We start from the raw sequence: 26,303 nt of genomic DNA, 5'->3' as shown, positions 1-26,303 counted from the left end.
CGCGCTGGTCTCCTCGGCCAACCGAGCACGCTGATAGCGCAGGTCGAGTACGGTGGAGCCGGGCACGGTGGTCGAAGATCGATCCCGTGTCCGGCTCTCGATCTTGCTGTCGGAGACCAGTTATCGGCGGCGTGTCATCCGGGCGCGTCCGCTCTGCACAAAGCGCTTGCGAGAGCGAAGGCTCGAGGCCGCCTACCGCGACGCGAGCCCGCGAACCCCGTGCTAGCGTTGGTTTCGCACTCAAGCGCCGAGCTCTCTGCTCGTAGTCCCGAGCAGATGGGGGAACTGTGACAACTAACGACCACAACCCGACCTCACCGCCCTGGCTGCAGAGTCAAGCGGTGGACACGGCCGATGGCACCGAGTCGGAGCAAGCCGCTGACCCGTCGGCCGAGCAGCCCGGCGAGGTGGAAGTGGCGGAGTCCGAGACAGCCGAAGCGCCGGACAAGCCGGAGCAGGAACCGGCCGAGCCCGACTTCAGCGGCTCGACCGATCAGACGGTGTCCTACCCGCAGGCCTCGATGCCGCCGCAGTCCTACGGCCCGCCCGAGGGTTTCGCGCCGCCGGCCCCCGCCGAGCAGTACGGCGGCTACGCGCCGCCGAACGCCGGAGCCTTCGCGCCCACTGGCGCATATGAGCCGTATCAGACCGGCCAGTACCCTCCGGTGACCGCGCACAGCGGCAGCCATCAGATCGCGCCCGAGCCGCAGAACCCGGGCTACGGCGAGTACCGGCAGGAGATCGGCCCCGACGGCCTGGTCCGCCGGGTGCCGCAGGAACACGCCGAAGCCGCTGCGCCGCAACCCGATCAGCCGGCCGGACCGATCTACAGCTGGGCGCCGCCGCCCCCGCCGGTGACCCACCAGCCGCCGCCTCCGCCGGCGTACCAGCCGCCGCCCGCGCAGCTGGGCCAGCAGCCGCCCGGACCGCCGATGGGCCAGGTGCCGCCGCCGAGCTGGCAGGGCGGACCGAACCCGCACCAGCCGTCGCAGCCGTTCCAGCCGCAGCATGTGCCCGCGCCGGGCCAGCCGGGGCACTCGGTCAACGACCTGAACCTGCTCAAGCGCGCCCGTCGCGCGCCGCGCAGTGGTTGGCGGCGTGCGGTGCACAAGGCCACCGGCGGCGTGCTCAACCCCGGCGAGTCCGCGGCCGACGTCGTCTACCGCGACCTGGTCGACCGGGTGAATCAGCCGGTGCGCGGCGACTATCGGATCGCGATCCTGTCGCTCAAGGGCGGCGTCGGCAAGACCACCACCACGGTCGGCCTCGGCTCGACGTTCGCGTCGCTGCGCGGTGACCGGGTCATCGCGATCGACGCCAACCCGGACCTCGGCACGCTCGCCCATCGGGTGCCGCGCCAGACCCGCTCCACCGTGCGCAACCTGCTCGAAGACCAGCACATCAGCCGGTACTCGGACGTGCGGGCGCACACCTCGCAGGCACCGAGCCGACTGGAAGTGCTTGCCAGCGAACAGGATCCGGCCGTCTCGGAGGCGTTCAGCGAGGCCGACTACCGCAAGGCGATCGGCATCCTGCAGTCGTTCTACAACATCATCCTGACCGACTGCGGCACCGGCCTGATGCACTCGGCCATGGCCGGCGTGCTGGACATGGCCAGCTCGCTCGTCCTGGTCACCTCGCCCGCGATCGACGGCGCGCGCAGCGCCTCGGCCACGCTGGACTGGCTCGATCACCACGGCTACGGCAAGCTCGTCGAGCGCACCGTCGTGGTGGTCAACGCCTCCCGGCGCGGCGCGTCCACGGTCGACCTCGACCAGCTGCGCAAGCTCTTCCTCGACCGCACCCGCGCGGTTCAGGTGGTGCCGTTCGACGATCACCTCGCCGAGGGCGCGGAGATCGATCTGGAACTGGTCAGCAAGCCGACCCGGCGGGCGCTGCTGGAACTGGCCGCGATGGTCGCCGACGACTTCGGTTACGTCGGCGCGCAGCAGTACCACCACCCCGGCCCGATGGGCCACTAGAACAGTCGAAAATCGTTGCAGCCCGGCGCATCTCGCGCCGGGCTGCGATGTTTCGGTGGACTAGTACTTACCGAACAGGACGGCCGCGTTGTGGCCGCCGAAGCCATACGAATTGTTCATCACGTACTGGACGTCGGTGTATCGCGCAGTGCCGCTGACGATGTCGAGGGTGATGTCGGCGTCCTGGTTGTCCAGGTTCAGCGTCGGCGGGATCACGCCGTCGCGCAGGCTCAGCACCGAGATCGCCGCCTCCAGCGCACCGACTGCGCCGACCGAATGGCCGAGCGCGGATTTGGGTCCGTAGACCGCCGGATGCTTGCCGATCGCGGCCTCGATTCCCTTGGCCTCGGCCAGATCTCCGAACGGCGTTCCGGTGGCGTGCGCGTTGACGTGGTCGACCTCCGCGCCGGCGACACCCGCGGTCTCCAACGCGCGCCGCATCGCCCGAGCATTACCGCGCCCCTCCGGATCCGGCGCGACCAAGTGGTAGCCGTCCGCCGTCAGCCCCGCCCCGAGCAACCGGGCCAGCGGCCGGGCGCCACGCGCCAGCGCGTGCTCCTCGGACTCCAGCACGAGCAACGCCGCGGACTCACCGAAGACGAAACCGTCCCGATCACGATCGAACGGACGCGACGCGCGTTCCGGTTCCCCGACCCGCGAACTGAGCGCGCGCATATTCGTAAAGCCTGCCAGCGCAAGGGCATTGATCCGCCCCTCGACGCCACCCGCGACGATGATGTCGGCCTCGCCGAGGATGATCGACCGCCACGCGTGCACCAGCGACTCACAACCCGACGAGCACGCCGACACCGGCGTGACTACGCTCGCCCGCGCGCCCAGTTCGAGTCCGAGCACCGCGGCGGGCCCGTTCGGCATGGCCATCGGGATGGCGAACGGCGAGACCTTGCGATAGCCCCTGTCCCGCAGGATGTCGTTCGAGTCGACGATCACCTCCGCGCCGCCGACCCCGGTCCCGATCGAGATGCCGAGCCGGTCCTGGTCCACCTCCGGCGCGCCGAGCGTGTCCCAGATCCGTTTGCCCATCACATAGGCCACCTGCTGGACATAGGACATGCGCCGCTTCTTGATCCGATCGAGCTCGGCGGTCGGATCGCTCTTGAACGGCGCGCCGATATTGATCGGCAACTGCCTGCTCTCGACCTCCGGATCGTCGAGCACCCGCACACCGCTCTCCCCCGCCAGCAACCCCTTCCAGGTGGACTCCGCGTCCGCGCCGAGCGCGGAGGAGACCTCCACCGCGGTCACCACCACGCTTCGGAATCCCCCGTTGCGCGTAGAGAACTGGGTGATATCACGCATTGCCGTCGCGTGTCCTTTCGTCGAGCCGCACCGCGGAAAGCCTGTCCAGCAATCTATTTGGCCGAACCGGGCGGCGACATGTGCGGAACTCTCACAGGACACGTCCAGGAATTGTGGGAATGTGCCAACGACGCAACAACAGTCGGCCGCTTAGGCTCCCCCCTCGACTCCCGTACCAGTGCCTTCGTGTCACACTATCCCGATCAGCGCGCGGCCGGCTGTGGAAAGCGAACAACTCGGCGCGACGCCGAAATCACTTCTCCCGCTGCGCCGTAGACCGAGGTCCGGACTCCGCGACCACACTCGCCGCGGCATCGTGGAAGGCCGCCAGGACCGCGGCGATCGCCGGGCTCCGCTCGGCCCGGGGCCGGGTGGCCAGCTCGAACATGCGGGCCGCCCGGACTCCGGTGAGGCGCAGCAGCGACAGGTCCGGGTGCGACACCGAGTAGCGCGGCATCAACGAGACCCCGTACCCACTGATGACCAACGCCTCGATGACCCGGAAGTCGTTCAGCCGCTGCGCTATTCGCGGCTGCACACCGGTCTGGGTGGCGATCGAGCGGAGCACGTCGTCGATCGGGTAGCCGCCGCGCACGCTCAGCCAGGTCTCGTCGGCCAGTTCCCCTGGGATCACCGAGGCGTGGCCGGCCAGCCGATGGAACGGCGCCACCACGACATCGATGGGTTCGCGCATGAGCAGGCGGACGGCGATCCGCGGGTCGGCGATCGGCGCCGCGCGCTCGTCGCGGTGGGTGAGTACCACGTCGAAATCGGCCAGCAGCCGGGTGACTTCGGACGGCGGCAGGTCCACGTCACTCGCGACGAGCTCGACGCCGCTGCCCGCCAGCGCGGACAGCACCAGCGGCAGCAGCAGCGAGCCGGCCGAGGGGAACAGCGCGACCCGCACCCGGCCGCGCGGCGAACCGCGATAGTTGGCCATCTCCGCGACCGCGCGATCCATCGCGGCGAGCACCTCGTCCGCGCGCACCACCAGCGCCCGGCCCGCATCGGTCAGGCGGACGCGGCGGCCGTCGGGTTCGAGCAGCGCTACGCCAGCCTCCTTGGCCAGCACCTTGAGCTGCTGCGACACGGCGGACGGGGTCATCGAGAGCGCGGCGGCCACGGCGGCGATGGTGCCGCGATCGGCGAATTCGCGCAGCACCCGGAGCCGCTCGATCGACATCGGCGGCCCAACCGGCTGGTCAACCACGGTTTTCCCAGGTGAAGGACCCGCCGGACGACCCGCTTCGATCATGAAGCAAAACTACATCAATAGTCCACATTAATTCGATTGTTCTGATGGTTAGGCCCGCGCACGATTGATCGCATGACCGCTCGTGATCGCCTGCTCGGACTGACCGTCGTCCTGCTCTGGGGACTGAACTTCCTCGCGCTGCGCGCGGGGCTCGACCACTTCCCGCCGTTCTTCTTCGCCGCGCTGCGCTTCGCGGTCATCGCGGTTCCGGTGCTGCTGTTCGTCCCGCGCCCGAAGGTCCGGCTGCGCTGGCTCCTGTTGTACGGCACCGGTTTCGGCATTCTCCAGTTCGCCTTCCTGTTCACCGCGATGCGCGCGGGCATGCCGACCGGGCTGGCCTCGCTGGTGTTGCAGTCCTCCGCGCCGTTCACCGTGCTGCTCGGCGCGCTGTTCCTGCGCGAGCGGATCCGGCCGGTGCAGGTCGCCGGGATCGTGGTGGCGATGGCGGGTATGGCGGTGATCGGCTGGGACCGGCTCGAGCACGCCTCGCTGCTGCCGGTGCTGCTGACCCTGGCCGCCGGGCTCGGCTGGGCCTTCGGCAATATCGGCGCGCGGCAGGCCACCGTCGAATCCCCCGGCCTCGACACCATGCACCTGACGCTGTGGATCGCCGTGGTTCCGCCGCTGCCGATGTTCGTGCTGTCCGCCGCGACCGAGGGCCCGACCACCGGCCTGCACGCGGTCGTCGATTCCTTCTCCGCGGCGGGCTGGCCCGCGCTGGCCGCGGTGGCCTACACCGCGATACTCGCCACGGTCGTCGGCAGCGGCATGTGGACGTACCTGATGAGCCGCTACCCCGCGGGCGTCGTGGCGCCGTTCACGCTGCTGGTTCCGGTCGTCGGCATCGCCGCCGCCTGGGCGTTCCTGGACGAGACCCCGACGCCGCTGTCGCTGATCGGCGGCGTGATCGTCATCGCGGGCGCGTTCGCCGCGACCACGGGCAAGCGCCCGAAGGTCGATCCGGCGCAGGCCGCGGAACTCGACGCGGCGGCGGGCACCCCGGAACTCGTCAAGGCCTGACCCCGCGCGAGCGACGCCGCCACCCGTCCCGCCCGGTCCATCGAGCGGGACGGCAGGCGGCGCGGATATTTATGTGTACCAACGGGTTCGGGAAACTGTCGTCACAGGTTTGCCTATCCGATCCCGGATATCGCTATGCTCACATCCGCCGACCGAATCAGCCTTCACCTCGGACCAGGCACAGGGCGGGTACGCCGGTGCGGACCTGCCGCTTTACAGTAGTGACAACATGTAACAAAGGTCCCGAGGCTAGGCACAGAGCGGCGCATGGCAGACAATCGGTGGACCGTATCGCGGAGAACATTGCTTCGCGGAACGGCTGTGGCGGGGGTAGCGACAGCGGGGGCGCTGACGGCCGGAACGCTGAGATCCGGGCCTGCCGCGGCAGATCCGAGCGGCAGGCGGGTCGCGGTACTCGGCGGTGGCGTCGCGGGCTTGACCGCGGCACACGAACTGATCGAACGCGGCTTCCAGGTAACGATTTTCGAGCGCCGCGCGTGGGGCGGCAAGGCGCGCAGCGTGCCGGTGCCCGGCACCGGATCGGCCGGCCGGCCGGAGCTACCCGGCGAGCACGGCTTCCGTTTCTTCCCCGGCTTCTATCAACACGTGCCGGACACCATGCGCCGAATTCCGTTCGCGGGCAACCCGAATGGCGTGTGGAACAATCTGGTGGCGGTGCCCGAGGCCCGCTTCGCCCGGCGCGACGGCGACGACTTCCGGCTGCCGCTCGGCCCACGCGCCCGCACCGGGTTCACCCCGGACAGCTTCCGCGAGACCCTCGGCGCCACCATCTCGACCACGCTGCACATGCCGGTCAACGAAGGCCTCTACTTCGCCAACCGCCTGCTCGTGTTCAACAGCAGCTGCGATGCCCGCCGTCTCGGCCAGTGGGAACACACCTCCTGGCGCGACTACGTCGGCGGCAACGCCCGCTCGCACGAATTCCGCGCGCTGCTCTCCCGCACGCTGACCAGCATCATGGTCGCCGCGAAGGAGGACGTGGCCAGCGTCCGCACCATCGGCAACATGGGCGAACAGTTCCTCGGCAATCCGGCCGAGATCGGCAACGACGGCGGCCTCGATCGAGTGCTGAACGGACCCACCAACGCCGTGTGGATCGAGCCGTGGCTGCACCGGATGCGCGAGCTGGGCGTGCGCTTCGAACTCGGCGCCGAGGTGCGCGGGCTCGACGTGCGCGACGGCCGGATCACCGCGGCCCGCATCGTGGACAGCTCCGGCGCGCAACGCAGCATCGAGGCCGACTACTTCGTGGTCGCCGTGCCCGCCGAACAGGCGCGCGCCCTGTGGTCGCCGGACGTGCTCGCGGTGCGCCCCGAATTGGCCGCGATGGACCGGCTCTTCTCCGACTGGATGAACGGCCTGCAGTTCTATCTGCGCAGGCCCGCCGATATCTCCCGCGGCCACACCGCCTACATCGACGCGCCATGGGCACTCACCTCGATCAATCAGAACCAGGTGTGGGCGCGCAAATTCACCGACTTCGGCGACGGCTCCGTGCAGGACTGCCTGTCCGTCGACATCTCCGACTGGAACACCCCGGGCATGCTGTACGGCAAGCCCGCCAAGGAGTGCACCCACGACGAGATCGCCCGCGAGGTCTGGGCGCAGATCGCGGCGCACCTCAACGACCGCGGCGACGTGCTGCGCGAGGCCGACCTGCACTCCTGGCACCTCGACCCCGGCATCACCTGGCAGGAGGGTCCGCACCGCAACGCCAACGCCGACCCGCTGCTGATCAATACCGCCGGCTCGTGGGAGTTCCGGCCGGAACCGCACGGCGCGCTCGAAAACCTGTTCCTGGCAGGCGATTACGTCCGCACCAATGTCGACCTGGCCACCATGGAGGGCGCGAACGAATCGGCCAGGGCGGCGGTGAACGCGCTGCTCGACGTGTCGGGCTCGAACGCCGAACGCTGCCGGATGTACACGCTCTACCGCGCGACCGAACTCGAACCACTGCGCCGGATGGACGCCGACCGCTACGCAGCCGGCCAGCCCAACCTGTTCGACGTGCAGATCTGATGTGATCGATCTCCCGGCGGCCCACCGCGATCCGGATGCTTGAATCGGGTATGCGCGAGTCCACCGAACAGCTCACCGACCCCGTCGAACTGCGAAATCTGCTCGGCGAGGTGGGATCCCGCGCCGCGAACAAGGAGCGGGTCACGCTGCATCCCCGGGATCGCGACTGGATCGCCGCGACGCCGTTCCTGGTCATGAGCACCAGCGATGCGCAGGGCAACTGCGACGCGTCGCCGAAGGGCGATCCGGCGGGCTTCGTCCGGGTGCTCGACGACCGGACCCTCGCGATTCCCGAGCGTCCCGGCAACCGGCGCGCGGACGGCTACTTCAACATCCTGGCCAACCCGCACATCGGCCTGCTGTTCGTCATCCCTGGCCGCAGCCAGACCCTGCGGATCAACGGACGCGCCCGCCTCGTGCGCGACGCCCCCTACTTCGACGAGATGGTGGTGCGCGGCCACCGCCCGATCCTCGCCGTCGAGGTCGACATCGAGCAGATCTATTTCCACTGCGCGAAGGCGTTCCTGCGCAGCCATCTGTGGCAGCCCGAGCAGTGGCCTGACGACGGCCTGCCGTCCTGGCCGCACCTGGTCAAAGAGGTCCAGACCGACACCACCGAATCGCTCGAAGAACTCGAACGGCACTACGCCCCCGCCAACTACAACAGCAAGCTGTACCAGGGCTAGCCGCACCGGGTGGGCAACGCCACCGGCCCGGGCCGCGCCGGTAACCCGGGTCGAACATAGACTCGCGGCGTGGCAGACATTTCGGTGCGTGGGCGAATCGCACTGCGGGCCGCGGCGGCAGCGTCGTGGGCCTCGCAGAAGGCGGGACGCGGCAAGGGATCGATGATCGGCGGGCTCATCGCGCTGCAGATCGACAAGACGATCATGGACCAGCTCGGCCGCGGCCGGCGCACGGTGCTGATCACCGGCACCAACGGCAAGTCGACCACGACCAGGATGACCACCGCCGCGCTCAGCACGCTCGGCGAGGTCGCCACCCAGGCCGACGGCGCCAACATGGACGCGGGCATCGTGGCCGCGCTCAGCGCCCATCGCGGCGTCGAGCTGGCCGCGATCGAGGTGGACGAGCTGCACCTGCCGCACGTCACCGACGCGCTCGACCCCGCCGCGGTCGTGCTGCTCAATCTGAGCCGCGATCAGCTGGACCGGGTCGGCGAGATCAACATGATCGAGCGCAAGCTGCGGGCCGGCCTGGCCCGTCACCCCGACACCGTGGTGATCGCCAACTGCGACGACGTGCTGGTCACCTCGATCGCCTACGACCACCCGAACGTGGTGTGGGTGGCCGCGGGCAGCGGCTGGTCGATGGACGCGACCAGCTGCCCGCGCAGCGGCGAGCCCATCCTCTGGGAGGGTAAGCACTGGCGCAGCACGGGCGCGGATTTCGAACGGCCCGAACCGAATTGGTGGCTCGACGGGGACGACCTGGTCGGTCCCGACGCCCAGCGGTTCCCGCTGAAACTGGCCCTGCCCGGCCGGGCCAACCGCGGCAATGCCGCGCAGGCGGTCGCCGCGGCGATCGCGCTCGGCGCCGATCCGGCGGCCGCGGTCACCGCGACCGGCACGGTGCGCGAGATCGCCGGCCGCTACCGGACGGTGCAGGTCGGCGAGCACGCCGCCCGGCTGCTGCTGGCGAAGAACCCGGCGGGCTGGCAGGAAGCGTTGTCCATGATCGAGCCGGGCTCGGCCGGCCTGGTGATCGCGGTGAACGGGCAGGTGCCCGACGGCGAGGACTTGTCCTGGCTGTGGGACGTGCGGTTCGAGCACTTCGAGGGCGTCCAGGTGGTCGCCTCCGGCGAGCGCGCCACCGACCTGGCCGTGCGCCTCACCTACGCGGGGGTCGAGCACACCACGGTGCCGAATCCGTTGCGCGCCATCGCCTCCTGCCCGGCGGGGCACGTCGAGGTGCTGGCAAACTACACCGCATTCCGGGATCTCAACCGCGACCTCGAGGCAAAGTCATGAGTGAATCGACCGTGCGCATCGGCCTGGTGCTGCCCGATGTGATGGGCACCTACGGCGACGGCGGCAACGCGCTGGTGCTGCGGCAGCGGTTGCGGCTGCGCGGCTACGACGCCGAGGTCGTCGAAATCACCCTGGCCGACCCGGTTCCCGACTCCCTCGACATCTATACCCTTGGCGGCGCGGAGGATTCGGCGCAGCGACTGGCCACCCGGCATCTGCAGCGCTACCCCGGCCTGCAGCAGGCGGCCGCGAACGGCACTCCGGTGCTGGCCATCTGCGCCGCCATCCAGGTGCTCGGCCAGTGGTACGAGACGTCCTCGGGCGAGCGGGTGGACGGCGTCGGCATGATCGATGTGACCACCTCGCCGCAGCCCAAGCGGGCGATCGGCGAGGTGACCACCGCGCCCCTGCTGTCCGGGCTCAGCGCGGCGCTGACCGGCTTCGAAAACCACCGGGGCGGCACCAAACTCGGCGGCGACGCGACCGGGCTGGCCAAGGTCACCCGCGGCATCGGCAACGGGGTCGGCGACGGCCTCGAGGGCGTGGTGCAGGGTTCGGTGATCGGCACCTACATGCACGGTCCCGCGCTGGCCCGCAATCCGGAACTGGCCGACCTGCTGCTCATGCGGGCGCTCGGCGTCACCGAATTGGCGCCGCTGCCGATGCCGGAGGTCGAGCAACTGCGCCGTGAACGTTTGCGCGCCTAGGAACTAACCCCGTCAATCCATAAACGCGACTCGGCCGATAGGCTCCGGGGCGCTGAGCTATCGACGCGCTACGCTCCCCGCTATGACGACGATCACGCCGGGGTTGCCTGCCGAATCAATGGCGCAACCGGTAATGCCACGCCGTCCACCCATTTGGACCCGCTGGCGCAGCATCCTACGGCCGCGTCCGTTGTATCTGTCGCTGATCGTTTCCTCGGTTGTCGCGCTCAAGGCATTCGAGATGTCTTTTGCCGCACTGCACCACCTAGCCGTGCGTAACCTGGTCGAGGCCGATCTCGCGTCCAATGTGCCGATCGCGATCGACGGCCTGGTCGTCGGTTCCATCGTGGCCACCGCGTCATTCCCGAAACGCAGTGCCGGTTGGTGGTATGCGACCGGGCTTTTCGTCATTTCGACGCTGGTTTCGGTGGCCGGGAATATCGAATACGCGCGCGAGATCGGCGGCGGCCCGGTGTCGTTGATCATCTACGCCGGAATGCCGCTGACCCTGTTGTTCGCGGTGCACCTGACGTTGATTCTGCTTGGCCGCAGCACCGCTGCGCGACCGGCGGAATTGAGCTTCGTCCCCGAAGCCGAGCAACTCGCCGTGGCCGAGGAGGTGCCGGAGATGGTGACGTCACCGCAGCTCAATGGGCATCCACAGGCCAACGGGCACGAGCACGCGAAGCCCGCCGCCGCCGTCCCGTTCGCGGCAGGGCCGAATACCCCGATGCGCTTCAACACCTTCGACGCCGAGGGCCGAAAGCTGGTCAACCACCGATAATCCCGCGGCGACGTCCAGGTAGTTAGTAACTCACCCACGCTCGACTACTTCGATGGAGAAAACGCATGTCTCTCACAGTCTGGCAGGACCAGGACGTCGATCAGTTCCGTGAAGTAGCGAGCAGGCTCGCCTCGGTGATCCAGAGCAGTGTGGACCGCTCGGGTGCGCTGAGCCAACTCACCGAGTCGGTGGAAAGCGGGGACGCGTTCACCGACCTGTTGATCGAATTCGCCGGGCGCTGGTTCCACGAAACCGGCGGGCAATCGGTGTTGATCGGGCCGGAATTGTTCTGGCTGCTGTCCGAACCGAACCTGCGTAAAGGCATCAGCAGCGCGCTGCGCGGTCCGGAAACCGCGCCGGATCTCGAGTACTCGGTCAGCCGGCGCAGCCGGAAACTGTTGCTCATCTGTGTTTTCGAGACATTGGCGCAGAACCAGTGGTTGGCGGGCAACATCAGCGAGCACGTCGCGATGAACGGGATGAACGGCAGCGTCAACGGAATAGGGTGATCGACCCCGCGACCAATTAGGTTCACGGCGTTTCTAACTCTCCCCTCCGGCCCCGCCGCGCGGATAGCGTCGAGGTTTGCCGAGTTTTGAGGAGAGTGCCGTGTCCGACGTGGGCCCGCATCGGCGCGGATTGTCACCGAGCGCCGCATGACCGCCGTCACCACGCCGGACGCGCCGACGGTGGGCGCGGACGCGCCTACCGTCGTGCCGCGCCGCCGGCGCAACTATCGTCGGCTGCTCGGTCCGGCGCTGACCCGCATCGGCGCGCTGGTGCTCGTGCTCGGGGTGTGGACCGTGGTCACCGCCGCCGGGCTGGTCGATCCGCTGTACCTGCCGTCGCCGCACGCGGTCTGGGATGCGTTCGTGCGCGCCAACTCTCGCCACCAGATCGCCGCGGGCGTGGATCGCACGGTGATCGGTGAGCAGAACTATTATCTGTGGGAGCACCTGCTGGCCAGCCTGCAGCGGATCGCCGCCGGGGTCGGCCTCGCGATCGTGGCCGGCCCGCTGATCGGGTTCGTAATGGGCATGCTCACCCCGGTGCGGCTGGTCACCGAGCCGATCCTGAACTTCCTGCGGTCGCTGCCGCCGCTCGGCTATATCGGCCTGCTGATCGTCTGGTTCGGCATCGGCGACATGTCCAAGATCTGGTTGCTGTTCCTGGCCGCGTTCCCGCCGATCGCCGTCGCGACACTGAGCGGCGTCACCGGGGTCAAGCAGGACTATCTCCATGCCGCCCGCTCGCTGGGCGCCGGTCGCGCCCAGGTGATTTCGCGGGTGGTGTTGCCCGCGACGCTGCCCGAGGTGATCGGCGGCATCCGGATCGCCACCGCGTTCGCCTGGACCACTGTGGTCGCCGCCGAGCTGAACAACGGCATCCCCGGCATCGGCGGCCTCGCGTATATCGCGGGCACGCAGCTGAATACGCCGCTGACCATCGCCTGCATCATCGTGATCGGCTGCGCCGCACTCGTGCTCGACTCGGTCATCAAATTCCTTGGTGCCAAAGCAGTTCCGTGGAAAGGCAAGGTATGAAATCCGCAGTCCGCCGGGCGGTCACCGCCGGTCTGGCCGTCGCCGCCGTGGTCGCGACGACCGCAGGGTGCGTCGAATCCGGTCGCGGCGACACCGGAGCCGCGGGGGCGCAGGCGACCTGCCCGTTCGCGGCGGATCCCAGCGTGACCGCGACGGCGCGGATCGGTTACCAAGCCATCCCCAATGCGGACCTGCTGGTGAAGGATCGTGGGTTGCTCGCCGCCTGCCTGCCGAACGCGAAAGTCACCTGGAGCCAGTTCTCCTCGGGCGCCGACGTGGTCCAGGCGTTCGGCGCGGGCAGCCTCGACATCGGCACCATGGGGTCGAGTCCGGCGACCAAGGCGCTGTCCGCGCCGCTGAACCTGCCGGTGCGGGTGCTGTGGATCCACGACGTGATCGGCAAGTCGGAATCGCTGATCGCCAAAGACAACTCGATCACCTCGCTGGCCGGGTTACGCGGCAAGCGCATCGCCACACCGTTCGGCAGCACCGCGCATTACAGCCTGCTCGCCGCGCTCGGCAAGGCCGGCCTGACCGCCGACGTGCAGTTGATCAACATGGCGCCCGACGCGATTCCCGGCGCCTGGAACGGCGGCCAGATCGACGCGGCCTGGGTGTGGGATCCGACCCTGTCGAAGCTCGCCGAGTCCGGCGGCCACATCATCACCTCCAGCGCCGACACCGCCGCCGCGGGCGCGCCGACCTTCGATCTGGCCGTCGCGAGCAAGAAGTTCCTCGACGAGAACGCGCGATTCGCGGTGGTGTGGGCGAAGGTGCAGGACTACGCGGTGACGCAGTTGCGGACCAAGCCCGAGGAGGCGGCCGTCTCGATCGGCGCGCAGCTCGGCATCGAGCCGAAGCTGGTCGGGCCGCAGCTGGCCGGATACACCTACCTCGGTGCGGCCGAGCAGGCCGACGCCAAGTACCTGGGCGGCGGTTTCGGCGCCGATCTGCACCAGACGGCCGAATTCCTGTTGAGCCAGGGCGGAATCGCCGCGGTCGGCGACGAATCCGCCTACCGCACCGGCATTTACGGCAACGCGGCCAAGGGTGCGAGCTCGTGACCGAGCTGGTCCGGCTCACCGGGGTGAGCAAGAGCTACCCCGGTGACGACGGCCCGGCGCAGGTGCTCGCGCCGACCGACCTGACCATCGACAGCGGCGAATTCGTGTGTGTCGTAGGCCCGTCCGGTTGCGGCAAGTCGACCTTGCTGAACCTGCTGGCCGGCTTCCTCGAGCCGACCGAAGGCAGCGTTCAGGTCGGCGGCCGCCCGATCACCGGGCCCGATCCTGATCGCGGCGTCGTCTTCCAACAGCCCAATCTCTATCCCTGGCTGTCCGTCCGGCAGAACGTCGAGTTCGGCCCCAAAGTCCGTGGCGTACCGCGCAATCAGCGCACCACCGAGGCCGACCGCATGCTCGCCCTCGTCGGCCTCGACCATCTCGGCAACCGCCGCCCGTATGAGCTCTCCGGCGGCCAGCAGCAACGCGCGCAGATAGCCCGCGTCCTGGTCAACGATCCGCAGATCATCCTGATGGACGAACCTTTCGGCGCCCTGGACGCCCTGACGCGGGAAAATCTCCAGGGCGAACTGCAAACCCTCTGGCGCGACCGGAAGAAGACGGTCTTCTTCGTCACCCACAGCATCGACGAGGCCCTACTCCTGGGCACCCGGGTCCTGGTCATGGGCACCCGCCCCGGCCGCGTGATCTACGACGAGCCGACCACGTTCAAATCCGCGCTCGCGGACCCCACCTTCGCCGCGCTCCGCGCCCACCCCGATTTCCTCCATCTGCGCGACGAGGTCTCCGCCCACATCTACGCCGCCCACGCCTGAGGCAGGCTCACACCGGGAGAACGGCAACGTCGTACCGCTGGCACCATGGGTCGCGGGTGACCAGCGTCAGATCCTCGTATTGCGCCTGCGCCACCAGCATTCGATCGAACGGGTCCCGATGGATCAGCGGCAACCGACCGGCCGCGGCCGCGTGGTCGAGGCCGATCGGTAGCGGGATGAACCCGCCGTTTCCGATGTAGTCCGCCAGGCCGACCGGCCCGCGCAACTTGCCGAGGGCCTGCTTGATGGCGACCTCCCAGATCGTTGCCGCGCTCACCAGGATGTTCGGATCGTCGGTGATCCGTTCCTTCAGTTCGTCGGAGAGCGTCGGATCGTCGGTCAACCACCACAGCACCACGTGGGTGTCGAGCAGCAGCCTCACGGAACCATCCCGAAGTCGCCGGCGATCTGGGCGTTGGTCTCGTCGGAGTCCCAGTCGGGGGTGAGGACCAGCCGCCCGCTCAGCGTGCCGCGACCGCCCCGGTTCGCGTTGCGACTCAACGGGACCACCTTGGCCACCGGCTGACCGGCGCGACTGATGACGATCTCCTCGCCGCGCTCGACCCGCTCGATGATGCGCGACAGGTTCGTCTTCGCCTCGTGGATGTTGAACTGCCCGGCCGCTTCGCTCGCCATGACCCACCTCCTTAGCTAAGAGGTTAGTCCACCGCAGTCGATCGCACTACCTTCTCCGAATACCCCTGGTCAGCGGGGGGTAGCGCAGAGGTCGTGGACCAGGCGCATCTTGTCGAGCACGGGATCGGGCAAGACGAAGGGGTAGAGGTCGGGGTGGCCCATGGAGCGGTTGACCATGTTGAGCGACCAGGCGAGCGGGAGCCAGAGGTCGATGATCTTGTCGAAGCCGGCCCGGCCGACCTGGGGACGGTCGAGCGAGGCGCCGGCGGGGGCGATGCCGAAGGCGGCGGCGGTGTCCAGGGTGTCGCGGATGTGCAGGTAGTGGGCGAAGGTCTCGGCCCAGTCCTCGGAGGCGTGCATGGTGGCATAGGAGGAGACGTAGGCGGACTCCCAGCCCGCGGGGACGCCGTCGGAGTAGTGGCGGTTCAGTGCCGCTTGATAGTCCGCGTCGGGGTCGCCGAAAAGGGCGCGGAAGCGCTGTGCGGCTTCGTCGGTGGCGACCAGGATCATGTAGTAGTAGTGGCCGATCTCGTGGCGGAAGTGGCCGAGCAGGGTGCGGTAGGGCTCGTCCATCTCGATGCGCAGCTGTTCGCGGTGCGGGTCGTTGGCCTCGGCCAGGTCGAGGGTGATCACGCCGTTCTTGTGGCCGGTGATCACCTTGCCGCTGGCGCTGGTGAGCAGGTCGAAGGCGAGGCCACGGTCCGGGCCCTGGTCGCGGCCGACGATGGGCAGGCCGAGTTCGGTCAGCTCGACGATCAGCCTGCGCTTGGCCGCTTCGGCTTCGGCGAAGGCGGCGAGGCCCGCGGGGTCGAGGTCATTGGGACGGGTCCGGGTGAGCCGGCAGGATTCGCACAGCACCGGTGTGCCGTTGGGCGCCGGATTCCCGTTGCCGTCCGGGGGCGCAGCCGGTTCGGGCACCGCGACGAGCCAATTGCATTGCGCCACATGGAGGTTGTCGCAGAGCCGGAACCGGCTGGCATCCACGACACCGGTCATCGTCTCGCTCGGCGAGCCGGGCGGCGCACCGATCACCACCAGGGCGAGGTCGGCGAGGCTGAAACCCAGTGGGCTGGAACAGGACAGGCACACCGAGTTCTCGAAAGCCAACTGCTGACCGCAGTTGGGGCAGCCGAAATCACGCACGCGGGTTACACCTCCACCGGAGAGACATCGACCGAGACGGTAATTGTGCTCTGCTTGGCGTCGGTATAGATGATGCCGCGCAGCGGCGGCACGTCGGCGTAATCCCGGCCCCAGGCGACGGTGACGTAGCGCTCGTCGCCGAATTGATCGTTGGTGGGGTCGAAGTCGATCCAGTGGCCGGTGCGGTCGTGCTCGTCGGCGTCCGGCACCCACACCGCCGACCACGCGTGCGTGGCGTCGGCGCCGACCATGCGTTCCTTGCCGGGCGGCGGGTCGGTGGCCAGGTAACCGGACACGTAGCGGGCGGCCAGGCCGTGGGATCGCAAGCAGGCCACGCCGATTCGGGCGAAATCCTGGCAGACGCCCGCTCGGGCGGCGAACACGTCGGCGACCTTGGTGGAGACGGTGGTCGAGCCGGACTTGTAGGTGAAGTCGGTGTGGATGCGGGTGTTGAGTTCGGCCACCGCGTCGATGAGCGGGCGGCCGGGGGTCAGCGACTCGGCCGCGTACGCCCGGACCTCGGGGGTGATCTCGGGTGGTTGCAGGTCGAGGGTGAACTCCACGGCGAGCGGGCCGGTCGCGCTCCTCGGGCGGGCCTGCTCCCACGGCTGGGCCGCCGGTCCGTTCGCGGCGTGATCGGGACGGTCGACCTCGACCAGGGATTCGCCGGTGACGACCAGGGTCCGATGTTCGGCGGTGACGTGGAAGTAGGACGTGGTGTTGCCGTACACATCCGGGCCGACCGATTGATCCGAGGGCACCGGATCGATCGAGATGTCGTGCGAAAGCAGCCGCTGCCCAGGGAATTCGCGCGGCGTGAGGTACGCGCGTCCGTAGGAGCTGGTGACCTCGTCGGAGTAGCGGTACGTGGTGCGGTGGGCTACCCGATAGCGCCGGGCCGCACCGTTGCGGCCGCTCATCCGACCACCCGCGTGCTGCCCCACAGCGGCTGGAAGCCCGCGGGCAGCGACAGTTTCGAGGTCTCGAACGACTCGGACAGCTTGCGCAGCCGCAGGTGTACACCCTCGAGCAGCTCGAGCAGTTCGGTTCGCCTGCCTTCGTCGTCGGTGACGTCGAGATCGTCCGGGTCGACCCGGCGCAGCATCCGTTGCGCGTCGGCCAGCAAGCGTTGCGGCCGAGACGATCCGGAGGCGCCGGGCAGCGCTTGCAGGTCGGAGTCGAGGCGATCGAGCTGGTAGGCGAGCGAACGCGGATTGGCGGTGTCGAAGAGCAGCAGGCCGGCGACGGCGGAGATGCGCACCGAATCTCCGTGCCGCCGACGGTAACTCACCTGAGACTCGGTGGCGCGCAGCACCGACTCGGTGACCACCCGCTCGGCCTCGTTCGGATAGGTCTGGGTCAACGCCGCCGACATCAGCGCGGTCAGGGCCAGTCCGCGCTCGATGCGCTTGCCGATATCCATGACGTACCAACCGGAGTCGCGCACCAGCGATTCGGCGCCGATGCCGGACAGCGACAGCAACGCCGCCAAGGTCAGCGAATGCACCGCCGACAGCGCGGTTTCCTGGTCTCCGTGCGTGCCCCGGTACTCCGCGAGCGCGCGGTCCACGGCGCTCAGGATCATCCAGGTATCGGCGGACAGCTGATCGCGCACGGCGCGGGCGGCGTTCTCATAGCGATCGATCGCGAAGGCCAGGGAGCCGGGCAGGTCGCGATCAATGGTCAACGCCGCCAAGTATTCGTAGCCCTCGCGCGAGGCACCGGCGACCGCGGGCGTCCACACCGGTCCGGGCGGCGCGAGGCCCTGTTCCTCCGCCGCGCTCGCGGCAGCGGCCATCGCCCGGTGCAGCACGCCTGGTCGGATGGTCACGTTCATTTCCTCGGCAATACCCGAGTCCGTGTCCTCGACACCCGCCATATCGGAGTCGAACTCGGCCGCCACCGAAGTCGGCGGTTCGCCCATCGACTGCTGCTGACTCGAACCCGCCTGCGTGGAATCCTGCTCTGCCGCAGCAGCATCAGCGTCGTCGACCCCGAACAACACCGCGGCCGGAGCGACGGTTGCGGTGGTCCGGCCCAATGCCGCCATCAAGACCGGCACCGCGTCGGCACCCTCCAGCCACGGCCGGTAGCGGTAGTCCTGATAACGCGCATGCGTGGCGATGAGCAACCGGGCCGCGGCCTCGGCCCGCTCGCTGTAGCGCCCCATCCAGAACAGATCGTTGAGCACACGCGGCGAACTGATGGCCGCGACGACCGGAGCCGCCCGCCGTTCGCGTTCCTCGTGCGGCGCCTCGGTGCCGACCGCGGGCACCGCCGTCGGCGCGGCCCGGACCCAAATGTCTTTGGCCGCAACCTTGATCACCGCGCGATCGGGCACCGTGCGCTGATGCAACTGCCCGAGCCCACCCGCCATCGCGGTATACCCGCTGCGCCGGGCCATCGAGAACAACCGCATGCCGACCGGCGCCGGAGTCAGCCCGCCGTAGCCTTCGACCGCGGGCGCGACCGAGAACTGCGCGGGTTCCTGCCCGACCCACTGCCAGCCGCTCTGCTCGATCCGGGCGCGCAGATCGGCACGCTGCCGGATCGACAATTCGGGTCCGAAGAGCGTGGCGCCGTCGACCGCGGACCGAATGATCAACCGGTGCAGGTTCTTCGTCAGGTGCGCGCGTTCCTTCTCGTCACCGCCCCAATAGGTCGGCGCGCTCTCCAGCAGCAGATCCTCCCCGAGCAGCGCGCGCGAGAGCCGCGGCAAGAATCCGGTCAACGCCGGATTCTCCAGCAGCCCACTGCCCAGGGTGTTCACCACGGTCACCGCGCCCCTGCGCAAGACCTCCACCAGCCCGACCACGCCGAGCCGCGAATCCGGCCGCAGATCGAGCGGATCGGAGAACTCGGCATCCACCCGGCGCAGCACCACGTCGACCCGGCGCAGCGTGCCGAGCGAGCGCATCCACAGCGCGGCGTCGCGCACCACCAGGTCCGCGCTCTCCACCAGTGGGAAGCCGAGCATGGACGCGAGATTGGCCTGATCGAACGCGGTCTCGGAGTGCACGCCGGGGCTCAGCACCACGACGAACGGATCGTCGGCCTCGCCCTCCTGCGCCGACTCGATCAGCATCAACCGCATGGCCCGGGCGAACGGGGTGAGCGGGCGCGGATTGGAATGCTCGAACGCCTCCGGGATCGCCGTGGACACCACCCGCCGATCGGCCAGCGCGTATCCCGCGCCGGACGGCGCCTGCGCCCAATCGGCGGTCACCCGGAACTGGCCGTCGCTCCACCGGCTGATATCGCAACCGTGCAGGAACAGCTGATGCCGGCCCGGCACCGTAATGCCATGCGCCGCACGGACATAACCGCGATAGCCGAAGATCACCTCGGGCGGCAGCAACCCGCTGGTGAGCGTGCGGCGCGGGCCGTAGACATCGGTGAGCACCTCGTCGAGCACCCGCGAACGCTGCACCAGACCGGCCTCCAGCCGGGTCCAGTCGTCCGCGGAGATCAGCAGCGGGATCGGATCGAGCCGCCACGGCGTGGTCACCGCCTGCTCGCTCGCGCCGGTGACCTCGGTGTAGGTGATGCCGTCGTCCTCGATCAGCCGGCGCACCCGGCTGTCGAGCCGGCCGAGTCCGGCGGTGCCGAGCTCGACGAAATCGGCGGACAGCTCCGACCACATCCGGCGTACCTTGCCGCCCGCGTCGACCAACTCGTCGTAGTAGCCGTCGGTGGGCGTGCCGCATTCGTCGTAGGGGGCGATCTCGACGCCGCCGGTCCGGTAGCGCGCGAACTGCTCGGCCACCTGCTCGCGCACGCCGGGCACCGCCGTCGTCTCCCGCAGTGCGTCTTCGCGCATCGTCACCGCGCCGACCTCACTTCCGCTGCCAGAGGTGCCTAACGGTCGCCGACCGATCCCCACACGGTCCGCGCCCGGCGCAGATCGAGGATGCCCTGCACACCGCTGTCCATGGACTGTGCCGCCATTTTCGCACGTAACTCCCCCGGATCGACCCGTGCCGTGGTGTGTCCGGCCGCCTCGAAGCGCCGGTTGCGCCGCGATTGCGCCGCCACCGCGTTGACCGGAGGCTCGTCGTAGGCCATGCCACCCGGGTGCGCCACGTGATAGGTGCAGCCGCCGCGGGACAGGCCGGTGTCCGTGTCGATCAGGTCGAACACCAGCGGCACGTCGACGGTGATCGACGGATGCAGCGAGTTCGGCGGCTGCCATGCCCGGTACCGCACGCCCGCGACCTGCACGTCGGCCTGGTCCGTGGCCAACAGCGGGACCGGCATGCCGTTGCAGGTCAGCACCGTGCGGCCGCGATCCGCGCCGACCACCCGCACCTGGAGACGCTCCACCGACGAGTCGACGTAGCGGGCGGTGCCCGCCGTGGTGGTCTGCTCGCCGAGGGTGTTCCACGGTTCGATGGCGCCGCGCAACTCGATCTCGATGTCACCGAGCATGACCGTGCCGATGCGCGGAAAGCGGAACTCGGTGAACGGGTCGAGCCAGCCCGCGTCGAAGTCGATGCCGTGCGCGCGCAGGTCGGCGGCGACCTCGGCGATATCGGCAACCACGAAGTGCGGCAGCAGATATCGTCCGTGCAGATTCGCGCCGTGCCGAATCAGCGGCGCCCGCAACGGTTCCGACCAGAAGCGCGCGACCAGGCCGCGCACCAGCAGCGACTGCACCATCGCCAGCTGGAAGTGCGGCGGCATCTCGAAGCCGCGCAGCTCCACCAATCCGAGCCTGCCCCTAGCGGTTTCGGGACTGTAGAGCTTGTCGACGCAGAACTCGGCGCGATGGGTGTTGCCGGTCAGGTCGGTGAGCAGATGACGCAGCGCGCGATCGATGTGCCACGGCGCCGAGCCCACCGAGCGCGCGGCCGAATCCGCCACCTGCGCAACCTGACTCGGCTTGGCCAAGCGCGCGATCTCGGCGAACGCGATCTCCAGTTCGTAGAGGGTCTCCTCGCGGCCCTCGTCCACCCGCGGGGCCTGCGAGGTCGGTCCGACGAAACGACCGGCGAACAGATAGGACAGCGACGGATGCCGCTGCCAGTAGGTCAGCATGGAGACCAGCAGGTCGGGGCGGCGCAGCAGCGGCGAACGCGCGGGCGTGGCGCCGCCGAGCGTGATGTGGTTGCCGCCGCCGGTGCCGCTGTGCGTGCCGTCGACATCGAACGATTCGGTGCTCAACCGGGCCAGCCGCGCCTGCTCGTACAGGGTGGACAGCAGCTCGGACTGCTCGGCGAACGAGACGGTCGGCTGCACGTTGACCTCGATCACGCCCGGGTCTGGGGTTACCGAGAAGGTGTGCAGGCGAGCGTCTACCGGGGGCGCGTAGCCCTCCAAAACCACGGGGCGATCGAATGCCGCTGCGGCGTCTTCGATTCGGCGCACCAGGTCGAGGAAGTCGTCGAGTTCGGCGATGGGCGGCAGGAATACGTGCAGTCGTCCGTTGCGGACTTCCCCGACCAACGCGGTCGTCGGTTCCCAGTCGGCGGGTTCGACGACCGCGGGTTCCTCGGTGCGGTCGACCAGCAACGGCTCGGCGAACAGCGGATCGCGGTCCGGGCGTTGCGGCGGGGTGTGCCAGGAGACGGAGTCGAGCGGCAGCCGCAGCCCGGCCGGAGAATCGCCCTCCGTCAACACGATTCGACCGGCGGGCTGCTCGGCCGATGCGCCACGGCGTAGTCGCCAGTCCGCGCTCGCCCAACCGGAGCCGTCGTCGCGGCGATACAGCGACAGTACGTAGGCGGTGGGTTCAGTGACTTCGGCGTCCAGGCGGGCGAGCAGTTCTTTGCGTGCCTGGGCCGAATCCGTATCGGGGTCGAGATCGTCGATCGGGTCGACCGGATCCCCTTCTGGGGCACGGACTTTCCCGGCCAGCCGGAGCAGCGGATCCTCGTAGGCCGGGCGGACCTGATCGTCCGGCAGACCCAGGCTCGCCGCAACATGCGCGATCAGGTCCCGTGCGGCGGCGGAATCCGGGTCGTGCCCCACCGCCGAACTCCACGGGTCGGCGAGCAGATCCTGCCGCGTCCACGCCGGCTCGGCATCGTCGCGCCACGCGACCGCGATCTCCCAGCGCGGCAACGGTTCTCCCGGATACCACTTCCCCTGCCGATACTGCACCAACCCGGTCGGCGCGTAGATCCGGCGCAACCTATCGGCGAGATCGACCGCACGTTCCCGCTTGTGCGCGCCATCCGCCTCGATGGTCCATTCCGCCCCGGTCTGGTCGTCGATGGACACGAAGGTAGGTTCGCCGCCGACCGTCAAACCCACGTCTTCGGCGGCCATCCGCGCATCGACCGCGGCGCCCGCCGCGGTAATCCGCTCCCACTGAGATCCGGTGTAGGGCAAGGTAACCCGAGGATCTTCGTGAAATCGCCGGACGGTATTGGCGAACTCCATGGTGGCGCCGGTCAGCCCGGTCGCCCCGGTGATCGGCGCGGCGGACACCGGATGCGGCGTCGCCGCCAGCGGAATATGGCCCTCCCCCGCGAACAACCCCGACGTGGGATCGAGCCCGACCCAGCCAGCGCCGGGCAGATACACCTCGGTCCACGCATGCAGGTCGGTGAAGTCGGCCTGCGGCCCCGACGGCCCGTCCAGCGACGGCACGTCCTGCGCCAGCTGCACCAGATACCCGGACACGAACCGCGCCGCCAGACCGAGTTCACGCAGGATCGACACCAGCAACCAGGCCGAATCCCGGCACGATCCGAGCGCGCCGCGCAGCGTGTGGTCGGGCGTCTGCACCCCGGCTTCCATCCGGATCGTGTAGCCGACGTCGTGGCGCAGCGCGTGATTGAGGTCGACCAGGAAGTCGATGGTGCGCGGCCGATCCGTGACGTCGTGCGCGCGCACCCAGTCCTTGACCAGCTCGCCCGGCCCGGAACCCGGCCCCGCTTCGTCCACCGGCCGCAGATACGGCTCCAGGTCCGCGAGCAGTTCCGCGCTGTAGCCGAACGGGTAATGCTCGGCCGAATCCTCGATGAAGAAGTCGAACGGGTTGACCACCTCGAGGTCGGCGATCAGCCCGACGGTGATCGACAGCTCCCGGGCCGGCTCCGGAAACACCAGTCGCGCAAGGAAATTGCCGAACGCGTCCTGCTGCCAGTTGCAGAAATGCGCGGCCGGGGTCACCCGCAGGGAATAGGCATCGATCTTGGTGCGCGAGTGCGGCGCCGGGCGCAACCGCACCACGTGCGGGTGTACCTCGACCGGCCGGTCGAAGGTGTAAATGGTCCGGTGCTCGAGCGACACCTTGATGCCCATGCAGCAAGTTCACCACATGCCGGACGCGGCGTGAGACACAATCGCGCAGCCGTCACCAGGCGCTGGAACTGCGGAAACGCCGGCCGAGGTCCAACACACGCCGCCGACCTCCCGCGGCGGGCGGCGTGGGAGTGGTAAACACGAAGATAACGAACCGATCACGTCTGGAGGACGCATGCGTGCGCCGGATTGTTCGTCCTGCGAGTCCGCCGTCGACCACTGCCACGGCACCCTGATCGTCCACTCGACCAGGCTCACCGAGTGCACCGAGAACGACTGCGTAGACCTCGACTACGTGCGGCACACGTTCGTCGTCGACTGTGCCGACCTGGCCGGCGGCTGCGCCTGTGCCGAGCCCCACACGGCCCGTCGCCTGGCCTGAACGGCCGCGTACGTACCCTGTCCGGGTGAGCTATGACCACGTCTTGCTGCCGTCCGGTGTCGCGTCATCGATCGCCGAGGTCGACGCTTACCTCGGCACTCAGCAGGGACTCCCCGAGGCGGGCCTGGTCGCGCAGATCGCGGCCGAACTGAACAAGGCCAACGCGGAGGTCCCCGAGGACGACAGCTTCCTCAGCGTGCACCCGGTCGGCGGCGCGCCCACCGGCGCGGCATTGCAGGTGCCCTGCCCGTACGACGCGATCGGCTTCGTCCGCCAGCTGCTGTTCGCGATCGCGACGCCGCTGGACTACGCGGTCTACGACCCGCAGCTGGCCTGGCTGATCGACCCGGCCGGGCACGTGCCGGCCACGGTCACCCACGGCGGCGCGGGCGAGTTCCCCTACCTCACCAAAACCCTTGCCGATCAGTGGGTTTCCGAGCTGGCCCCGCCGAATCCGTATCTGGTGGTGGAACGCGACGAGCAGATCTACATGCAGACCTACCGGGAGAAGACCGGCGCGTTCACCCTCGAATACCGAGATGGCTCCCCGGACAAGCACTTCGGCACCACGGTGCTGGACGCGCCGACGGTGTCCGCGGTGATCTGGGACTGGGCCACCGACGACCGCACCCGGATGCAGACCCTGCCGTGGTCGCGCGTCGAACTCTGACTCACTGGTTCTGCACGGCCAGCCGCCCGGCCAGCGCGATGAAGGAGACGCCGAACACCCGGCGCATCCAGGTCACCACGACCGGCCGGGAGATGACGTGGTTGCGCAGCGCCGCCGCGCACACCCCGTAGATCGCGAACACCACGAACGTGGTGAGCATGAAGACCACGCTCAGTTCGAGCATGCGCGCCAACGCATTCGGTGAGCCGTTCGGCACGAACTGCGGCAGGAACGCGAAGGCGAAGATGGTCAGCTTCGGATTGAGCAGGTTGAGCAGCACCGCCGAGGTGACCACCTTGCGCACCGACTGCGCGCCCTGATCCGGCTGCTCCGGCACGGTGAGCGCGCCCTTGTCCCGGAACGTGCTCCACGCCATGTAGATCAGGTACGCGACGCCCAGGTACTTCAACGTCTGGAACGCGACCGCGCTCGCGTTGAGCAGCGCGGCCAGCCCGGTCATCGCCGCGACCAGGTGCGGCACGGTCCCGATGGTGCAGCCGAAGGCCGCGATCACGCTGGCCTTCGTACCCCTGGAGAGCCCCGCCGCCAGGGTGAACAGCGCGCCGGTGCCCGGCGTGACGCAGATGACGAGCGTGGTCAGCAGGAATTCGATGCTCATCCCCGACACAGTAACTCGTGCCCGGCGCGCCGCAACCCCCGTAGATTCGGGGCTGGAAAAGCGGCTAGAGCGCGCGCCGGCCGGACAGCGCGCGGCCCAGCGTCAGCTCGTCCGCGAATTCCAGATCGCCGCCCATGGGCAGACCGGACGCCAGCCTGGTCACGCTCAGGCCGGGGAAATCGCGCAGCATCCGCACCAGGTAGGTGGCCGTCGCCTCGCCCTCGGTGTTCGGGTCGGTCGCGATGATCACCTCGGTGACATCGATGCCGTCCTCCTGATTTCCGATGCGCGCCAACAACTCCCGGATCCGCAATTGGTCCGGCCCGACGCCGCTCAACGGGTCGAGCGCGCCGCCGAGCACGTGGTAGCGACCACGGAACTCACGGGTGCGCTCGATCGCCTGCACGTCCTTGGGCTCCTCGACCACGCAGATCATCGTGCGATCGCGGCGCGCGTCGGCGCAGATGCGGCACTTCTCGCCGTCGGAGACGGTGCCGCAGACCACGCAGAACTGCACGCCGTCGCGCACCTTCTGCAAGGCCGCCTGCAACCGGTCGATCTCCGGCGGCTCCACCTGCAACAGGTGGAATGCGATGCGCTGTGCGCTCTTCGGACCGACGCCGGGCAGCTTGCCCAGCTCGTCGATCAGATCCTGAACCGGACCCTCGTACAACGGCTATGTCCCCGTGGCTCTCAGAAGCCCGGCAGCCCGGGCAGCGAACCGCCGCCGAGCCCACCCGAGAGCGGGCCGAGCCGCTCGGCCGCCAGCTGCTGCGCGTTCGCCATCGCGTCGTTGACCGCGCCGATCACCAAGTCCTGCAACGTGTCCACGTCTTCCGGGTCGACCGCCCTTGGATCGATGGTCAGCGCGACGACCTCGCCGGAGGCCTTGACGGTGACCTTGACCAGCCCGCCACCGGCCTGGCCGTCGACCTCCGCGGCGGAGATCTCGGCCTGTGCTTCCATCACCGCCTGTTGCATCTGCTGCGCTTGGGCGAGTAACTGCTGCATGTCGAACTGACCACCGGGCTGCACGGCATATTCCTCTCTGGGGAAAGTGTCACTGATCAGCCTAGTCCCTGCGACGCGCGCGACGCCGTGCCGGCTCGGACCGCCGAA

General features: G+C 69.0%; 24 protein-coding genes. 13 read left to right on the top strand and 11 right to left on the bottom strand.

Annotated features, from left to right (window positions below; all coding sequences use genetic code 11):
• The first annotated feature begins 341 nt into the window (after positions 1–341).
• The gene (locus AB0M22_RS16260) at positions 342–1,982 is read left to right on the top strand and encodes an AAA family ATPase (protein WP_364726496.1); all 1,641 of its coding nucleotides are present in this window, start codon (positions 342–344) and stop codon (positions 1,980–1,982) included.
• Between the two features lie 60 nt (positions 1,983–2,042).
• Here the strand turns inward: AB0M22_RS16260 and AB0M22_RS16255 are convergent, their stop codons facing one another.
• Entirely contained in the window at positions 2,043–3,302 is a 1,260-nt protein-coding gene (locus AB0M22_RS16255) for a KasA/KasB family beta-ketoacyl-ACP synthase (RefSeq protein WP_364726494.1), read from the bottom strand.
• Between the two features lie 253 nt (positions 3,303–3,555).
• Entirely contained in the window at positions 3,556–4,485 is a 930-nt protein-coding gene (locus AB0M22_RS16250; protein WP_364726491.1) for a LysR family transcriptional regulator, read from the bottom strand.
• Positions 4,486–4,629: 144 nt separating this feature from the next.
• Between AB0M22_RS16250 and AB0M22_RS16245 the strand changes: the two genes are divergently transcribed.
• The 10 genes from AB0M22_RS16245 to AB0M22_RS16200 all read left to right on the top strand — a co-directional run bounded on the left by AB0M22_RS16245 (position 4,630) and on the right by AB0M22_RS16200 (position 14,483).
• On the top strand, positions 4,630–5,577 hold the full coding sequence (locus AB0M22_RS16245; protein WP_364726488.1) for an EamA family transporter: 948 nt from the start codon (positions 4,630–4,632) through the stop codon (positions 5,575–5,577).
• A gap of 267 nt (positions 5,578–5,844) precedes the next feature.
• Entirely contained in the window at positions 5,845–7,620 is a 1,776-nt protein-coding gene (locus tag AB0M22_RS16240; protein ID WP_364726485.1) for an FAD-dependent oxidoreductase, read from the top strand.
• 50 nt (positions 7,621–7,670) lie between these two features.
• On the top strand, positions 7,671–8,306 hold the full coding sequence (locus AB0M22_RS16235; protein WP_364726482.1) for a pyridoxamine 5'-phosphate oxidase family protein: 636 nt from the start codon (positions 7,671–7,673) through the stop codon (positions 8,304–8,306).
• Positions 8,307–8,375: 69 nt separating this feature from the next.
• A complete protein-coding gene (locus AB0M22_RS16230) occupies positions 8,376–9,611 on the top strand; it encodes a MurT ligase domain-containing protein (protein ID WP_364726479.1) in 1,236 nt (411 codons plus the stop codon).
• Entirely contained in the window at positions 9,608–10,318 is a 711-nt protein-coding gene (locus AB0M22_RS16225) for a glutamine amidotransferase (RefSeq protein ID WP_364726476.1), read from the top strand. Before AB0M22_RS16230 ends, AB0M22_RS16225 begins: the two co-directional genes overlap by 4 nt.
• A gap of 82 nt (positions 10,319–10,400) precedes the next feature.
• The gene (locus AB0M22_RS16220; protein ID WP_364726473.1) at positions 10,401–11,102 is read left to right on the top strand and encodes a DUF2637 domain-containing protein; all 702 of its coding nucleotides are present in this window, start codon (positions 10,401–10,403) and stop codon (positions 11,100–11,102) included.
• Between the two features lie 65 nt (positions 11,103–11,167).
• Positions 11,168–11,611: a hypothetical protein gene (locus AB0M22_RS16215; protein WP_364726470.1), complete on the top strand. Its 444-nt coding sequence runs from the start codon at positions 11,168–11,170 to the stop codon at positions 11,609–11,611.
• A gap of 147 nt (positions 11,612–11,758) precedes the next feature.
• Complete coding sequence (locus tag AB0M22_RS16210) at positions 11,759–12,646, top strand: ABC transporter permease (RefSeq protein ID WP_364726467.1); 888 nt, start codon at positions 11,759–11,761, stop codon at positions 12,644–12,646.
• Positions 12,643–13,710 carry an ABC transporter substrate-binding protein gene (locus AB0M22_RS16205; protein WP_364726464.1) on the top strand — a complete coding sequence of 356 codons (1,068 nt, stop codon included), beginning with the start codon at positions 12,643–12,645 and terminating at the stop codon, positions 13,708–13,710. Before AB0M22_RS16210 ends, AB0M22_RS16205 begins: the two co-directional genes overlap by 4 nt.
• Positions 13,707–14,483 (top strand): ABC transporter ATP-binding protein, encoded by a 777-nt coding sequence (locus tag AB0M22_RS16200; RefSeq protein WP_364726462.1) that lies wholly within the window; start codon positions 13,707–13,709, stop codon positions 14,481–14,483. Before AB0M22_RS16205 ends, AB0M22_RS16200 begins: the two co-directional genes overlap by 4 nt.
• Before the next feature lie 7 nt (positions 14,484–14,490).
• Here AB0M22_RS16200 and AB0M22_RS16195 read toward each other — a convergent pair whose 3' ends face one another.
• The 6 genes from AB0M22_RS16195 to AB0M22_RS16170 all read right to left on the bottom strand — a co-directional run bounded on the left by AB0M22_RS16195 (position 14,491) and on the right by AB0M22_RS16170 (position 23,513).
• Positions 14,491–14,865, bottom strand: coding sequence for a type II toxin-antitoxin system VapC family toxin (locus AB0M22_RS16195; protein WP_364726459.1), 375 nt, complete (start codon positions 14,863–14,865; stop codon positions 14,491–14,493).
• The gene (locus AB0M22_RS16190; RefSeq protein WP_364726456.1) at positions 14,862–15,119 is read right to left on the bottom strand and encodes a type II toxin-antitoxin system prevent-host-death family antitoxin; all 258 of its coding nucleotides are present in this window, start codon (positions 15,117–15,119) and stop codon (positions 14,862–14,864) included. The genes AB0M22_RS16195 and AB0M22_RS16190 overlap by 4 nt, the downstream gene beginning before the upstream one ends.
• Before the next feature lie 69 nt (positions 15,120–15,188).
• Positions 15,189–16,262: a putative zinc-binding metallopeptidase gene (locus tag AB0M22_RS16185; RefSeq protein WP_364726452.1), complete on the bottom strand. Its 1,074-nt coding sequence runs from the start codon at positions 16,260–16,262 to the stop codon at positions 15,189–15,191.
• 5 nt (positions 16,263–16,267) lie between these two features.
• Positions 16,268–17,182, bottom strand: coding sequence for a transglutaminase family protein (locus tag AB0M22_RS16180; protein WP_364726449.1), 915 nt, complete (start codon positions 17,180–17,182; stop codon positions 16,268–16,270).
• Positions 17,179–20,082 carry a circularly permuted type 2 ATP-grasp protein gene (locus tag AB0M22_RS16175; protein ID WP_364726983.1) on the bottom strand — a complete coding sequence of 968 codons (2,904 nt, stop codon included), beginning with the start codon at positions 20,080–20,082 and terminating at the stop codon, positions 17,179–17,181. Before AB0M22_RS16175 ends, AB0M22_RS16180 begins: the two co-directional genes overlap by 4 nt.
• 38 nt (positions 20,083–20,120) lie before the next feature.
• Positions 20,121–23,513, bottom strand: a complete 3,393-nt coding sequence (locus tag AB0M22_RS16170) for a transglutaminase family protein (RefSeq protein ID WP_364726446.1) — start codon at positions 23,511–23,513, stop codon at positions 20,121–20,123.
• Between the two features lie 175 nt (positions 23,514–23,688).
• Here AB0M22_RS16170 and AB0M22_RS16165 point away from each other — a divergent pair, with 175 nt between their 5' ends.
• Positions 23,689–23,895 carry a hypothetical protein gene (locus AB0M22_RS16165; protein WP_364726443.1) on the top strand — a complete coding sequence of 69 codons (207 nt, stop codon included), beginning with the start codon at positions 23,689–23,691 and terminating at the stop codon, positions 23,893–23,895.
• 25 nt (positions 23,896–23,920) lie between these two features.
• Positions 23,921–24,565: a hypothetical protein gene (locus AB0M22_RS16160; RefSeq protein ID WP_364726440.1), complete on the top strand. Its 645-nt coding sequence runs from the start codon at positions 23,921–23,923 to the stop codon at positions 24,563–24,565.
• 1 nt (position 24,566) lies between these two features.
• On the opposite strand, the gene AB0M22_RS16155 is transcribed toward AB0M22_RS16160, so the two are convergent.
• The 3 genes from AB0M22_RS16155 to AB0M22_RS16145 all read right to left on the bottom strand — a co-directional run bounded on the left by AB0M22_RS16155 (position 24,567) and on the right by AB0M22_RS16145 (position 26,219).
• Positions 24,567–25,184, bottom strand: a complete 618-nt coding sequence (locus AB0M22_RS16155) for a LysE family translocator (protein ID WP_364726437.1) — start codon at positions 25,182–25,184, stop codon at positions 24,567–24,569.
• 64 nt (positions 25,185–25,248) lie between these two features.
• Positions 25,249–25,857 (bottom strand): recombination mediator RecR, encoded by a 609-nt coding sequence (recR, locus tag AB0M22_RS16150; protein WP_150400723.1) that lies wholly within the window; start codon positions 25,855–25,857, stop codon positions 25,249–25,251.
• 20 nt (positions 25,858–25,877) lie between these two features.
• Complete coding sequence (locus tag AB0M22_RS16145) at positions 25,878–26,219, bottom strand: YbaB/EbfC family nucleoid-associated protein (protein ID WP_150400722.1); 342 nt, start codon at positions 26,217–26,219, stop codon at positions 25,878–25,880.
• Positions 26,220–26,303: the final 84 nt, after the last annotated feature.

It is taken from the genome of Nocardia sp. NPDC051756, from assembly GCF_040681495.1.
GTDB lineage: Bacteria > Actinomycetota > Actinomycetes > Mycobacteriales > Mycobacteriaceae > Nocardia.
The sequence above is the reverse complement of the archived record's forward strand: the minus strand, read 5'-3'. Positions and strand labels throughout refer to the sequence as shown.

Coding starts and splice junctions, on each gene's coding strand:
- AB0M22_RS16220 (WP_364726473.1), top strand. CDS start 10,401: ATGACGACGATCACGCCGGGGTTGCCTGCCGAATCAATGGCGCAACCG.
- AB0M22_RS16155 (WP_364726437.1), bottom strand. CDS start 25,184: ATGAGCATCGAATTCCTGCTGACCACGCTCGTCATCTGCGTCACGCCG.
- AB0M22_RS16240 (WP_364726485.1), top strand. CDS start 5,845: ATGGCAGACAATCGGTGGACCGTATCGCGGAGAACATTGCTTCGCGGA.
- AB0M22_RS16235 (WP_364726482.1), top strand. CDS start 7,671: ATGCGCGAGTCCACCGAACAGCTCACCGACCCCGTCGAACTGCGAAAT.
- AB0M22_RS16250 (WP_364726491.1), bottom strand. CDS start 4,485: ATGTCGATCGAGCGGCTCCGGGTGCTGCGCGAATTCGCCGATCGCGGC.
- AB0M22_RS16175 (WP_364726983.1), bottom strand. CDS start 20,082: ATGCGCGAAGACGCACTGCGGGAGACGACGGCGGTGCCCGGCGTGCGC.
- AB0M22_RS16190 (WP_364726456.1), bottom strand. CDS start 15,119: ATGGCGAGCGAAGCGGCCGGGCAGTTCAACATCCACGAGGCGAAGACG.
- AB0M22_RS16165 (WP_364726443.1), top strand. CDS start 23,689: ATGCGTGCGCCGGATTGTTCGTCCTGCGAGTCCGCCGTCGACCACTGC.
- AB0M22_RS16180 (WP_364726449.1), bottom strand. CDS start 17,182: ATGAGCGGCCGCAACGGTGCGGCCCGGCGCTATCGGGTAGCCCACCGC.
- AB0M22_RS16205 (WP_364726464.1), top strand. CDS start 12,643: ATGAAATCCGCAGTCCGCCGGGCGGTCACCGCCGGTCTGGCCGTCGCC.
- AB0M22_RS16210 (WP_364726467.1), top strand. CDS start 11,759: ATGACCGCCGTCACCACGCCGGACGCGCCGACGGTGGGCGCGGACGCG.
- AB0M22_RS16245 (WP_364726488.1), top strand. CDS start 4,630: ATGACCGCTCGTGATCGCCTGCTCGGACTGACCGTCGTCCTGCTCTGG.
- AB0M22_RS16255 (WP_364726494.1), bottom strand. CDS start 3,302: ATGCGTGATATCACCCAGTTCTCTACGCGCAACGGGGGATTCCGAAGC.
- AB0M22_RS16215 (WP_364726470.1), top strand. CDS start 11,168: ATGTCTCTCACAGTCTGGCAGGACCAGGACGTCGATCAGTTCCGTGAA.
- AB0M22_RS16225 (WP_364726476.1), top strand. CDS start 9,608: ATGAGTGAATCGACCGTGCGCATCGGCCTGGTGCTGCCCGATGTGATG.
- AB0M22_RS16170 (WP_364726446.1), bottom strand. CDS start 23,513: ATGGGCATCAAGGTGTCGCTCGAGCACCGGACCATTTACACCTTCGAC.